Here is a 12,680-nt window from a genome sequence, read left to right as displayed (position 1 = left end):
GGTGCTCCTGCAGCTCCTGGTGCTCCAGTTGCTCCTTGAGCTCCAGGCGTTCCTGCTGGTCCTTGTATCCCTTGTATCCCTTGGTCTCCTTGTGGTCCTTCGTCTCCTTGGTCTCCTCGAGGTCCTTGCGCCCCTGCAGGTCCTCTTGGTCCCACTGGACCTTCAAATCCTCTTGGTCCGGCTGGACCCACAGGTCCTCTTGGTCCAGTTTCTCCTCCAGCCGGTCCTCTTGGTCCAGCAGGTCCTTCTGAGCCCGCTGGACCTTGTGGTCCCATTGGGCCAACCAATCCAGGAGCCCCTTGTGCTCCCATTGCTCCAGCAGGTCCAGGTATTCCTTGCGGTCCTGCCGGTCCTATTGGTCCCTGAGGGCCACCAGCAGGCCCCGCAGGTCCTCTTGGTCCTTGAGGTCCCGGAGGTCCACCTGGTGTACCGGCAGGTCCTTGAGGTCCCGGGGGTCCTATCTGTCCTTGAGGTCCCGGAGGTCCACCGGCAGGACCAACAGGTCCTTGAGGTCCCTGAGGACCAACAACTGTCGGAGTTGTCACATTCACTTTAGGTGGGGGACATGATACCTGTACAATTTTTTTAACAACTCGAAGTCGACGCTTCTTTTTTTTTGTTTTCGGAGGGCAAACAATTATTGTTTTCTTTTTGCATCGTTTCTTATTATCTAAGCAACTCAATAATGACACCTCCCTACATAGTTGGTTCATTGTACGTGAGTAGTTTATTTTAGGAATGGACTAGTAACCGGATTTATGTAGACTAAAAACCATTTACCAAAAAATGGGTGCTTGCTTGGTGGAACCGGCACTTAGCTTGACAACAATATTCATAATAAATACTACTCCCAAGTTTATTGGTTTACTTGATTATAGAGACTGCTATATCAATTCTAGTTTACTAGGTGCTAGATGGAAGATGACTTATAGATTTGATCTAACAGTATTACTATGTTTGGCCTTCTTTAAATCAACTAGAATACAAATTAGTAAAGATTTCGTTTCGATAGGTATACTCCCACTGGATAAAGCAGGTTGGTGGGAGTTTTTGTATTTCTAAAAATCAATTAAATTACGAATGCGCGTTCACTATATGGTAGCTGTTTATATGATTTCTAAAGCACTTCAGAATATACTGAGAAAGGGTATCAAAGCTAGCGGATAACGTTTCATGTACTAAGATAGAGGCTACTGGCATGACTGGCGATCTTCGGAGCTATTGCAATTACTACAGATATAGTATTAGAAAATGCTAAGTAGAGAGTCTGAAAGGGAGCCTGTTGTCATGCAGGCCTTGGAAGCGGTTGACTTAGTGGAACGCAGATGGGATCTGCCCTCGGAGTTGTCTGGTGGGCTCTTGGCGAAGAATTCGGCATATGAACCAGAACTCCGTTGGGGTTCCGGTTTGTTGTATTTTGATTCAGGCATGTGATTAAACAAAGGATATCTATAAGGTTACCTCTTTGAACAAGTTTTAAAACCGCATGGTTTTGAAGAAATGAATCCATTCCTGAAGAATTGGCGTTACAAAACGATTTCGGCTATAGATGAAAAACAGGCTGCGACTCATCGTCTCAGAGTTTAAACTTTTAAAAATCAATTGTCCTCCTCGCACTTCATCCTCAACAGCTAATCGGGACAAGATGGAAATCCCCAATCGACACTGAATCGCTCGTTTGATTGCTTCCGTTGTTCCAAGTTCCAGCCCGTCCTTACAGCTAATATTGTTCCGATCAGCCCAAAGCTCCATCATTCTGCGTGAAGCCGAGTCTTGTTCCCGCAAAATCCATAACTCGTTTTGCAAAAGCTCTGACTCAATTGTGTCTGCAAGTGCCAGTGGATGATCGGGATACATGACCAAGCCAAGCTCATCGTTAACCATCGGGATGGCGACAAGTTCAGGATCGCTCACTTGATGCTCGGCTACCAGCCCAAAATCGATTTCCAACTTTTTAACCAAATCTATAATCTGAGGAGAATTATGCACTTGGATGGCAATGTTTACATGTGGGTAAGCCTGGCGCATTTCCCCAAGCAGTTTTGGAAGAAAGTAGGTTGCTGGGGTATTGCTCGATCCAATGATAATTTTCCCTTTTTTAAATTGCAGATAGTCGGTTAATACTTGCTCCGCTTCCTCGGACAACGAAACGATTCGGGTGGCGTAATGCAGAAGGGCTTTGCCTTCATCCGTGAAAAGGACCAACTTATGCTTGTGAATAAAAAGACGAACACCTGTTGATTGTTCCAACTTCTTCATATGAAATGTAACGGAAGGCTGTTTGATTTTCAGTTTTTTCGCGACGAGCGTCAATCTCTTATATTCCGCGAGTAAGACTAAAATTTTCAATTGCTGCAAATTAAACATAACTCCAGCTCCTCAAGTATAGATGTTATCTATATAATACTGCGAAAATGTCATGACTTCGTTAAATTTATATTAATTTGCAGTTAATTTCATCATGACAATCGGGAGTTAGGATGAATACATAACGATATTGACGATGGTTTCACGTCACAGGAAGGAATCTATGCTTATGGAAATTAATATTTACCAGTTAATCGAAGGGGCTCGCAAAGCCAAGGGCCTGACCGTTATTATCGACGTTTTCCGCGCTTTTTCAGTAGCCTGCTATGCAATGGAAAATGGAGTCAAGGATTTGATTCCCGTTGGTGATATGGAGACTGCGTACAGGCTGAAGAAGGACAACCCAGAATTTATTCTGATGGGTGAAAGAGGAGGAATCATTCAACCCGGATTTGATTACGGGAATTCCCCTTCGTCTATTGAATTTGTAGACTTTTCGGGCAAAACGATTGTGCATACGACAAGCGCAGGTACACAAGGAATTGTGAATGCTGTTGGAGCGGATGAAATTATTACGGGCAGCTTTGTAAATGCACAGGCCATTATCGATTACATCCGCATGAAGAATCCGGAGATCGTGTCGTTGGTCTGCATGGGCTGGGAAGCAACGGAAGAGGCGGATGAAGATACCCTCCTTGCCGAATATATAAAGAACGTTTTGGAAGGAAATTCAGTGGATTTTAACGCCATTCTGCATTACATGCTTAACGAAAGTAAGACAGGGAAATTTTTGGATGTGCGTGATGCTTCCGCTCCGCCTGAGGACTTTGATTTATGCATGAGCTTGGATCGGTTTCATTTCGTTTTGAGAGTAGAGCCATTCGGGGAATCCTTGGTACGACTGCAAAGAATCAACGAAATTACGAGAGGGGTAGAGCGCTATGACACTATCGAGCAAGCATGATCTTTCTAAACGGAGGGTACTGATTATTGGTACGGACGGATTACGACCGGATAGCGTGGACCCCGCACTTATGCCGACATGCGCCAAGCTGATGGAACGTGGTACTTTATTCACCTCTTTTCATGCGGCTTACCCATCTGAAACAAGGGTTAGTATGACAACTTTGACAACCGGCGTTTACCCGGGACGTCATGGAGTTGTCAGCAATTTGATGTATGTGCAGGGATTTGGTGAGGATGGTTTACTCCAAACCGGAAACGACAAGCACTTATTGGCCTATAGTCAGGCCAAGTCGGAGCCTTTCATCCTGCACCCTACGTTAGGAGACCGATTGCATCAATACGGAAAGCATCTGGCAGTTGCCGCTTCCAGTTCACCGGGTGCTTCACTTCTATGGAACCTGAATCATCCCGAACTGGTCATTAATCCTTCCTCTGTATATGGGAAAGTCGAATTGGAAGAGCTGCATCGCCAATTGGGCCATGTTCCTGAAGAACAAACCAAAATTAAAAAGGAACGGGCTTTATGGGCAACTCGTTCATTGATAAATAACCACTTGAAAAATGATCAGAATCAAGTAATGGTTTTATGGCTTTCTGAACCGGATGCAAGCCAGCATGATTATGGAATTGGATCTCCCGAACATCATGAAGCGTTACAAGTAGTAGATGATTGTGTAAAGGAGGTTCTGCAAGCTATTGAGCGGGAAAGTCTAAGTGAAGCGATCGATATTTTGTGGATCAGCGATCACGGACATTCCACGATACAAGCTAAAGGCTCGCTTCAAGGGCACATGCAAAGCGCTGCCCAAGAACTAAAGCTTCAAACTAGGTTTATTGTCACCGGGTGTTATATCTATGTGGCTGAAGAAGTGGAAGAGACCCCTGCAGAGGTTAAGGCTTTAATCGGCTGGATGCAATCACAGGATTGGTGCGAGCTCGTTTTTGCAAGGGATACGAAGTATTCGGATTTGCCCGATGTGCTCTCCCTCGAAATGTTACTGGGATCGATCACGCATGAGCGAGCACCGCTTCTTGTGATCCAACCGAAATGGGACAATGAACCCAATGAATATGGTGTGCCGGGAATAACTGGAGCATTAACTTCATCTTCCAAGCTGCAATCTTCTCATGGTACAGTTTCTCCTTATGACATGCATGCTTTTTGTCTGGGGGTTGGCAGCAGCTTTAAGAAGGGCCATGTCAGTGATATAACTTGCGGCATCGTCGATATAGCACCAACGGTTTGCCAATTAATTGGGCTAAGCGCAGAGTCGGGCTTTGATGGAAGAGTGTTAGCTGAAGGAATTGAGCCTGAGCAGATAGACATGTCATTAACCCAACTTGAAGTTGTGACCAAAGAAATTGAAAATCAACAAAATCGTGCAGGCATACGGCTTATCGATGTTAATGGAACCACTTATATAGAAGGATATAAAAAATAACGGAAGGTGTAAGTGAAAAAAACAAAAACAGAAAGAAGGGAATTTTGAATGAAGAAAACAGCAATCTTACTTATTATTAGCATGCTTCTTGTTATCGTGCTCTCGGCATGTAGCAACACACCGCCCACGAATGAAGCATCAGGTACTCAAGCGTCAGGTTCCAAGGAACTCGATGTTCTGAAAATCGGTGTGACCGAGCTTCCTCAACTGTTGGATCCGCAACGTACCAGCGGTAACACAAGTATACGTATTCTCTATGACATCTTCGAAACGATTCTACTTTCCGATCCGAAAGATAAATGGTCTTTGAAGCCGATGCTTGCAACGGAATGGAAACGTGTTGACGATTACACATTGGATGTAACGCTTAGGAAAGGTGTCAAATTTCACAATGGAGACGAGTTGAAATCCAAGGATGTTGTCTTCAGCTTCAACCGTTTGCACCAAAATCTGCCGGGAATGGCAGATGCGACGAATATGCTCTCTGTCGTAAAGGAAGTACAGGTAATCGATGACTACAAGTTCCGAATCATTACGAATGTAGTCGACCCACTGTTGGAGCAACGTATCGCTTCAAGCTGGGGCTCATGGATCGTCCCAGCCGATTATCTCACGAAAGTCGGCGATGAAGCCTTCGCTGCAAAACCGGTTGGTACCGGTCCATATAAAGTTGTTTCCTATTCTCCGGAAAAAGTAGTTTTAGAGCGATTTGACGATTATTGGGGTGCGAAACCGGCAGCGAAAAGAATCGAGTTCATTGTGTATAACGAAACGTCCACCCGTATTACAGCACTTATTACTGGAGAGGTAGATCTCATCACGCAAGTGCCTCTTGATCAAGTATCCGTTATTGAGAGTAACAAAAATCTCAGCGTAAAAGGACTTAATATTAGCAATATGCATGTGTTGACGTTTAACACAACGAGCGGCCCGCTTGCCGACAAAAAGGTGCGCCAGGCGCTAAGTTTGTCCATTGACCGTCAAATGCTCGTCGATAAGCTGTGGCAAGGCAAAGCCGTTATTCCAAAAGGCCATCAATACTCGGAGTTCAACGATTTTTACCTGAGCGATTATCCTACACCTGAATATAACGTGGAAAAAGCCAAAAAATTGCTCGCAGAGTCTTCCTATAAAGGTGAATTGATTGAATACGAATTGAAATCCAATTACTACACGTTTGGCAATGAAGCGGCTGAAGCCATTGTGGACATGTGGAAAAAAGTCGGTATTAACGCCAAAGTCAAGTTTAGCGATAAAGTTGAGCGAAAATCGGTTGCAAACTGGTCAAATACGATGCGTTTTCCAGATCCGTCTGGGGGTTTGTCGTTGCTATGGGGTCCGGGAACGGATGCTGAGAAGATCTACTGGAAGGACATGACTCCTGAGTTCCTTAAAAATGCTAAGGAGCTGGCTTCTATCCTCGATCCAGCTAAACGGAAGGAACTGGCTAAAAAGCAGATGCAAATCTTCGACGATGAAGTACCAGGCACGGTGCTTTACTATCCATACGAAGGCTGGGGAATCCGTAAAGGTCTGGAGTGGGCGCCATATTCTTCGCAAGCAATGGACTTTAGAGCGGAAAATTTCAAAGTGTTGAACTAATAATCCAGTTTTGAGGGGGTGGAACCATATTGGAAGACGTATTAACCGTGAATAACCTGAAAACCTACTATTATTCCAACAACAAGAAGGTCCCGGCGGTGGATGGCGTAAGCTTCCGTCTGTATAAAGGCGAGGTGCTGGGGATTGTCGGCGAATCCGGCTGTGGCAAAAGCACTATCGCCCGTTCCATTCTCAATCTGTTGGACAAGTCTTATACGAAGATTGAGGACGGCGAAATTCTGTTTCACGGCAGCAATCTGTTAAAGCTGAAAGCGAAAGATTTAGACCGGATAAAAGGGAAAAAAATCTCTATGATTTTCCAAAATCCTCAGGCAGCCTTGAATCCGGTCTATACGGTTGGTGATCAAATCGCAGAGGTGCTGCAGATTCATGAAAATATATCGAAGAAGGAAGTAAAAGCGAGAGTCATCGAACTTTTACGTCTGGTGGGCATACCAGCGCCGGAAACGCGGCTGAATGATTATCCTCACCAGATGTCTGGTGGTATGCAGCAAAGGATCCTGATTGCGATCGCTTTGGCCTGCAACCCTGAGGTTGTGATCGCCGATGAGCCGACAACGGCGTTGGATGTCACCATTCAAGCGCAGATTCTGGATCTCATGACCCGTATTAAACGGCAATTTCAGATGGGAATGATTCTGATTACGCACAACATGGGTGTTGTTGCCGAGATGTGCGACAGAATGATGGTCATGTACGGCGGTGTGGTAGTGGAAGAAGGAGCGACAGCGGAAATATTCGCTTCTCCTTCCCATCCGTACACCCAAGGCTTGCTTGCTTCCATTCCGAGCATCGAGGAAGACAAGGAGGAGCTGTATTCGATACCGGGCTCAGTTCCTCGATTAACCGCTCCTGTCACACATTGCCGTTTCGCAGGTCGTTGCCCTCATACGTTTAGCAAGTGCGAGGAAAGTGAACCTCCATTGCTGGATTTGGGAAATGGACATAAAGCAAAGTGCTGGCTGCTCGAGGATAAAGCGGGGAGAGCTCATCATGAATGATAAGGAAGCATTGGTAGAAGTCAAAAACTTAAAAAAACATTTCCCGGTCAACAAAGGGATGCTTAGTCATAAGACCGTCGGTACTGTCAAAGCGGTTGATGATGTCAGCTTTACCATCTACAAAGGAGAGACGCTGGGGCTGATCGGTGAATCAGGCTGTGGAAAATCGACGCTGTCCCGCATGCTGATCGGTCTAATGGACGCAACCGATGGGCAAATTTTGTTTAAAGGACAACAGGTGGGAACCAAGGGCTCCCAAAGCTTCCGGAAGGAAGCCCAGATGATATTTCAAGATCCGTACTCATCCCTGGACCCCCGTATGACAATTCGGCGAATCATCGAGGAGCCGCTTCGGATTCATACGAAGTATAATGCCAAGCAAAAGCGGGAATTGGTGTTGCCACTGCTGGAAAAGGTCAGCATCCCGGAGGATGCGCTCGGCAAGTATCCGCATGAGTTCAGCGGTGGACAGAGGCAGCGTATCGGCATTGCCCGAGCACTGGTGTTAGGTCCCGAATTTGTCATTTGCGACGAGCCGGTTTCCGCTCTGGATATGTCGGTACAGGCACAGATATTAAATTTGTTTAAGCAAATGCAAAAGGAATTTCACCTGACCTATTTGTTCGTTTCTCATGACATGAGTGTGGTCAAGCATATTAGCGATCGCATTATGGTTATGTATTTGGGCAAGGTCGTTGAGCTTGCTTCCAAGCATGAGTTCTTTAGCAATACGCTGCATCCTTATTCCATTGCCCTGATGAATGCGATTCCCATACCGAATCCAGAGTCTGTCCGCAGCAAGACGCTCTTAGAGGGAGAACTGCCCAGTCCGATCAACCCGCCTGCAGGTTGCCCGTTTCAAAGTCGCTGTCCGCATGTCAAGCCGGAATGCAGCATTGAAATGCCATCGCTTAATGAAGTGGAACCAGGCCATTTCGTTGCTTGTCATTTGTTTGCCGGTAAGGAGGGAGTGCAATGACCCGTTTTATCACGACTCGGATAATCAAGGCACTCATCACAATCTGGTTTATCCTGACTCTGGTTTTTATGATTACCCGATTGTCAGGCGATCCGACTCAGTGGCTGGTGCCCGATGATGCTACGGCAACGGTAAGAGACCAACTGCGCGTCTCACTCGGTTTGGACAAGCCGTTAGGCGCGCAATATGTCCAATATCTTAGCTCGTTATTTACCGGTGATATGGGTAAGAGCTATCACTATTTACGCCCGGTGGGCGAATTATTCGCTGAACGTGCAGGTCCTACTATAGCTCTAGGCACCATTTCCTTTGTATTGGCCATCTTAATTGGCGTCCCAATCGGTGTATTTGCTGCGGTTAACCGAAATTCCATACTGGATCGAATAACGATGGGGATTTCAATAGCAGGCTATACAATTCCCAACTTTGTGTTCGCCATATTGCTGATTTTTCTGTTCAGCCTCAAGCTGAGGCTGCTGCCAAGCGGCGGCTTGAGCTCACCTTTGCACTATATAATGCCGCTGCTCGCATTGACCGTTGATTCTGTTGCCGGTATTGCGCGTTTAACCCGTGGCTCCATGCTGGATGTTCTGCGTCAGGATTATTTGGATAGTGCCCGGGCCAAAGGCGTCAGAGAGCGGATGGTCATTTATAAGCATGCATTACGCAATGCTCTGATTCCGGTGGTGACCATTATTGGCTTACATTTGGGTACGTTGATAGGAGGCGCGGTGGTTGTAGAGACCGTGTTTGCTTTTCCAGGTATCGGTATGTTAATTGTTCAAGCTGCACAATATCGGGATTTTCCTGTTATTCAATACGGCGTGATGCTCGTTTCAACGACGGTTATTCTGGTGAATTTACTCGTTGATTTGAGTTATGGTTTCCTGGATCCGCGCATTCGGGATAATTTTTAGGAGGGGGAGGAGACGAGAATGAGAATTTTAAACTTACGTATTCCGCCCTTCATCATGGTGTTGACCATTATGTTCCTGTTGATTACCTTGTTCACTTCGCTAAGTCCGCTGCTATTCCCTATCGATTTGGGAGCTACTGATTTAGGCGCACGATTGATTCCTCCCTCTTTTTTAGATGGTGGAAAGCCACAGAATTTTCTGGGAACCGACCATCTTGGAAGGGATTTTATGATTCGACTGTTTTACGGAACGAAAAACTCACTGCTTGTCGCTTTAGGCAGTTTGTTGATAGCCACCTTTGTCGGTACGGTATTAGGGGTTTTGGCCGGATTGTACAAAGGTCCATTTGACACGATCGTGTCCTTTTTGACGGACGTCAAACTTTCCGTACCTTCCATTATTATCGCAATTGTATGCGCCGCCGTTTTTGGCTCAGGCAAGTGGATCCTGGTGCTCATCATTGGATTAACCGGTTATCCTACCTTTACACGGCTGGTGCGCGGTCAGACCATTCAGCTTAAAGAAGCCAATTTTATGGAATGCAGCCGTGCTCTTGGCGCTTCCAAAATGCGAATTCTATTCGAGCATGTATTTACCAATATTTCCTCGCCTTTGATTGTTCATGCAACGATGCGCTTCAGCTCGTTTATTCTATTGGAAAGTTCGCTGTCGTTCTTAGGAATTGGCATTCAGCCTCCGGATGTTTCGCTTGGTTTGCTGGTCAGCGCTGGGCGCAACTACTTGATTAACTCATGGTGGTTAAGCATCGCACCAAGCGTGGTCATTGTCGTGATTGTAGTTTTGGTGTCTCTGATAGGTGATTGGCTACGGGACGTACTGGATCCCAAATATAAAAACTCATAATAAAAGGTGCAGGTGATACTTCAGATGTTGTTGATTGCACATAGATGCGGAACGGATCGCTATCCTGAATTGAGTCTTGAATCGTCGAAGCTTTCATTAGAACTCGGAGCGGATTACGTCGAAATGGATATTCGCTTTACAAAAGACAACGTCCCTGTTATCAGCCATGACGAAGATGCTTTAAGATTGTTCGGTAATCCGGCTAAAATAAATGAACTATCGGCAGAGCAATTTTCATCCCTTTGTTATGTTGATGATCACCAATTGCATCCACATACGCTGGAGGAAGTGCTTTCCAGCGACGTGGCGCCGATCTTGTTCCATATTAAAGAGGGAGGCGAGCGTCTTACACAGATTCTAGCATGCATTCGTAAATATGGGTACGAGGATAAGGTGATTATGGGGGTCATGACCAGCGAGGATGTCCGTAGTGTGAAACAATTTAACCGGAATGTCCAAGTCCTTGCGTTTATGCCATCTAAGGATCTTGCTTCGGAATTCATCACAAATGATGCAGATGTTATTCGTCTTTGGGAAAGATGGGTGGACGAGGAAGCGGTACGCATCATTCACGAAGCTGGAAAACAAGTGTGGGTTATGGCTGGCTATAAAGGCACTGTCGGCTATACATCTCCAGAAAACTTGTTGGGATGGAAGAGAATGGGGATTAACGGGGTATTGATTGATAAAGTTGAAGAGACCAAGTCTTTGCTGATGAATGCCATGACGGAATTTCAGAGTGATTTACCTATGTAATTTAGACAGAGTGAGGTTGAATAGACGGAAACAGTCCGGAGCCCTTTTGGGTTCCGGATCTTTATTTTTGTTATTATAGCTTTGGGATGAAACGGGCAGAAATGTTCAGAAACAAGATTGTTAATTCGTCATTACCCGCAGTGTCAAAATCCCTTCCTTGGACCGATTTACACAATTATCCAACTACTATAAAATGTTAACTGAGAACACAACGAAATCCGCATGCACGGTAGGAAACGTTCGTTGCCAGCTCGCAATCACAAGAAATGATAACGCATTCATTTTAAATGTTTCATAGTTTATTAACAATTTAGGAGGAATCGAAATTATGAAAAATCGAGCTCATCTGCCGAGAGTGGCGCCGGAGGGGCAGGGGATTTCATCACAAGCGGTAATCGCGTTCCTGGATGCCATCCGAGATAAAAAGTTGGAGCTGCATAGCTTCATGCTCCTCCGGCGGGGAGAGGTAGTTTCGGAGGGCTGGTGGGCGCCATATCGGCCTGAATACCCACATATGCTGTTTTCGCTTAGCAAAAGCTTCGCGTCGACAGCAATCGGATTTGCCGCAGCGGAAGGGCTACTGTCAGTGGAGGATTCCGTCATCGGTTTCTTTCCCGAAGAGGTCCCCGAGGCGATATCGGAGAATCTCGCTGCGATGCAGGTGCGACATCTGCTTATGATGGGCACCGGCCATGCCGCAGACGTCACGAGAAGCATGCAAAAGAACGAGAATTGGGTCCAGAGCTTTCTGGCAGAACCTGTCGATTTCGTCCCGGGCACGCATTTCGCCTACAACAGCGCAGCCACGTATATGCTGTCCGCTATTCTCCATCGGATAACTGGCCAGTCCCTGCTTGCGTTCCTGAAGCCACGCCTGTTCACGCCGCTTGGCTTGTCCGAGGCCACTTGGGAGACTTGTCCGCGTGGCATTGCGATCGGCGGCTGGGGGCTGAACGTAACAACGGAGGACATCGCTAAATTCGGTCAGCTGTACTTGCAACGCGGCGAATGGGCCGGGAAGCAGATTCTGCCGGCCGCATGGATCGATGAAGCTACCGCGTATCAGATTGACAACGACGACGGACGCGCGAATGATTGGACGCAGGGCTACGGTTATCAATTCTGGCGCTGCCGTCATGACGCGTATCGGGGCGACGGGGCGTTCGGTCAATTTTGCATCGTCATGCCGGAGCAAGAAGCCGTGATTGCCATCACATCCGGCGTTGGCGATATGCAAGCCGTGCTGGACGTTGTATGGGCCGAACTGCTTCCTGCTCTGTCCGCCGCTGAAGTCACGGAGCCGAACGAAGCGATTCAAGCGGTGCTCGCTGAGCGTCTGGCATCTCTTCGAATCGACGCGCCGCAGGTGGAGCTGTCTTCGCCGAACGAAGTGCAATTGGAGGGCCGCGTCTTTCATTTGGAGCCAAACGAGCTGCAGCTCGAAACGATTGCCCTTCGCTTCTCAGAGCAAGGTGCCGAGCTCTTGATCGGCAACAAACGCATCGGCGATCAGAACGTGCAATTGGGCCGAGGCGCGTGGAAAGAGAGCCGGATTCGTATCGAAAGCGTCAAACGGGGCGCCGAGCAGAACGCGGAGGGCAGTTTCACATGGAAGAACGGCAATACGCTGGAAATCCAGTTGCTATTCGTTGAGACGCCATTCACGTATACTCTGACGCTCCGTCCGGACGGAGAAGTCCTCGAGCTGGATTTCTCAGCAAACGTTGCCTGGGAGGCGGGACGCATTTTGACGATTCGCGGCCAAGCCGCATCAAGGTGAATCTCGAATCGAAGGAAATATCGAATAAATTAATAAGGTTTTCAA

General features: G+C 46.9%; 11 protein-coding genes. 10 read left to right on the top strand and 1 reads right to left on the bottom strand.

The features are described from left to right. Window positions 1-1,287: 1,287 nt before the first annotated feature. The gene (locus GQF01_RS03175) at window positions 1,288-1,434 is read left to right on the top strand and encodes a hypothetical protein (protein WP_161405439.1); all 147 of its coding nucleotides are present in this window, start codon (window positions 1,288-1,290) and stop codon (window positions 1,432-1,434) included. Window positions 1,435-1,476: 42 nt separating this feature from the next. Here GQF01_RS03175 and GQF01_RS03170 read toward each other — a convergent pair whose 3' ends face one another. Next, window positions 1,477-2,367, bottom strand: coding sequence for a LysR substrate-binding domain-containing protein (locus GQF01_RS03170; protein WP_161405438.1), 891 nt, complete (start codon window positions 2,365-2,367; stop codon window positions 1,477-1,479). Window positions 2,368-2,536: 169 nt separating this feature from the next. Between GQF01_RS03170 and GQF01_RS03165 the strand changes: the two genes are divergently transcribed. The 9 genes from GQF01_RS03165 to GQF01_RS03125 all read left to right on the top strand — a co-directional run bounded on the left by GQF01_RS03165 (window position 2,537) and on the right by GQF01_RS03125 (window position 12,635). Continuing rightward, window positions 2,537-3,271, top strand: coding sequence for a 2-phosphosulfolactate phosphatase (locus tag GQF01_RS03165; protein ID WP_161405437.1), 735 nt, complete (start codon window positions 2,537-2,539; stop codon window positions 3,269-3,271). Next, window positions 3,249-4,715: an alkaline phosphatase family protein gene (locus GQF01_RS03160; RefSeq protein ID WP_161405436.1), complete on the top strand. Its 1,467-nt coding sequence runs from the start codon at window positions 3,249-3,251 to the stop codon at window positions 4,713-4,715. Before GQF01_RS03165 ends, GQF01_RS03160 begins: the two co-directional genes overlap by 23 nt. A 48-nt stretch (window positions 4,716-4,763) precedes the next feature. After that, window positions 4,764-6,317, top strand: a complete 1,554-nt coding sequence (locus GQF01_RS03155; RefSeq protein ID WP_161405435.1) for an ABC transporter substrate-binding protein — start codon at window positions 4,764-4,766, stop codon at window positions 6,315-6,317. Between the two features lie 29 nt (window positions 6,318-6,346). After that, the gene (locus tag GQF01_RS03150; protein WP_161405434.1) at window positions 6,347-7,339 is read left to right on the top strand and encodes an ABC transporter ATP-binding protein; all 993 of its coding nucleotides are present in this window, start codon (window positions 6,347-6,349) and stop codon (window positions 7,337-7,339) included. Beyond that, window positions 7,332-8,318 carry an ABC transporter ATP-binding protein gene (locus GQF01_RS03145; protein WP_161405433.1) on the top strand — a complete coding sequence of 329 codons (987 nt, stop codon included), beginning with the start codon at window positions 7,332-7,334 and terminating at the stop codon, window positions 8,316-8,318. The genes GQF01_RS03150 and GQF01_RS03145 overlap by 8 nt, the downstream gene beginning before the upstream one ends. Further along, window positions 8,315-9,235 carry an ABC transporter permease gene (locus tag GQF01_RS03140; protein WP_161405432.1) on the top strand — a complete coding sequence of 307 codons (921 nt, stop codon included), beginning with the start codon at window positions 8,315-8,317 and terminating at the stop codon, window positions 9,233-9,235. The genes GQF01_RS03145 and GQF01_RS03140 overlap by 4 nt, the downstream gene beginning before the upstream one ends. A gap of 18 nt (window positions 9,236-9,253) precedes the next feature. After that, on the top strand, window positions 9,254-10,099 hold the full coding sequence (locus GQF01_RS03135) for an ABC transporter permease (RefSeq protein WP_161405431.1): 846 nt from the start codon (window positions 9,254-9,256) through the stop codon (window positions 10,097-10,099). A 24-nt stretch (window positions 10,100-10,123) separates the two neighbouring features. Further along, the gene (locus GQF01_RS03130) at window positions 10,124-10,855 is read left to right on the top strand and encodes a glycerophosphodiester phosphodiesterase (protein ID WP_161405430.1); all 732 of its coding nucleotides are present in this window, start codon (window positions 10,124-10,126) and stop codon (window positions 10,853-10,855) included. 328 nt (window positions 10,856-11,183) lie between these two features. Further along, a complete protein-coding gene (locus GQF01_RS03125; protein WP_161405429.1) occupies window positions 11,184-12,635 on the top strand; it encodes a serine hydrolase domain-containing protein in 1,452 nt (483 codons plus the stop codon). Window positions 12,636-12,680 lie beyond the last annotated feature (45 nt).

This window comes from Paenibacillus silvestris, assembly GCF_009882985.1.
Lineage (GTDB): Bacteria > Bacillota > Bacilli > Paenibacillales > NBRC-103111 > Paenibacillus_E > Paenibacillus_E silvestris.
Note: the sequence above shows the minus strand (reverse complement) of the source record. Positions and strands in the feature narration are given on the sequence as shown.

Excerpts from the sequence above, each read along its gene's own strand:
- GQF01_RS03175 (WP_161405439.1), top strand. The coding sequence starts at position 1,288 with ATGCAGGCCTTGGAAGCGGTTGACTTAGTGGAACGCAGATGGGATCTG.
- GQF01_RS03170 (WP_161405438.1), bottom strand. The coding sequence starts at position 2,367 with ATGTTTAATTTGCAGCAATTGAAAATTTTAGTCTTACTCGCGGAATAT.
- GQF01_RS03165 (WP_161405437.1), top strand. The coding sequence starts at position 2,537 with ATGGAAATTAATATTTACCAGTTAATCGAAGGGGCTCGCAAAGCCAAG.
- GQF01_RS03160 (WP_161405436.1), top strand. The coding sequence starts at position 3,249 with ATGACACTATCGAGCAAGCATGATCTTTCTAAACGGAGGGTACTGATT.
- GQF01_RS03155 (WP_161405435.1), top strand. The coding sequence starts at position 4,764 with ATGAAGAAAACAGCAATCTTACTTATTATTAGCATGCTTCTTGTTATC.
- GQF01_RS03145 (WP_161405433.1), top strand. The coding sequence starts at position 7,332 with ATGAATGATAAGGAAGCATTGGTAGAAGTCAAAAACTTAAAAAAACAT.
- GQF01_RS03140 (WP_161405432.1), top strand. The coding sequence starts at position 8,315 with ATGACCCGTTTTATCACGACTCGGATAATCAAGGCACTCATCACAATC.
- GQF01_RS03135 (WP_161405431.1), top strand. The coding sequence starts at position 9,254 with ATGAGAATTTTAAACTTACGTATTCCGCCCTTCATCATGGTGTTGACC.
- GQF01_RS03130 (WP_161405430.1), top strand. The coding sequence starts at position 10,124 with ATGTTGTTGATTGCACATAGATGCGGAACGGATCGCTATCCTGAATTG.
- GQF01_RS03125 (WP_161405429.1), top strand. The coding sequence starts at position 11,184 with ATGAAAAATCGAGCTCATCTGCCGAGAGTGGCGCCGGAGGGGCAGGGG.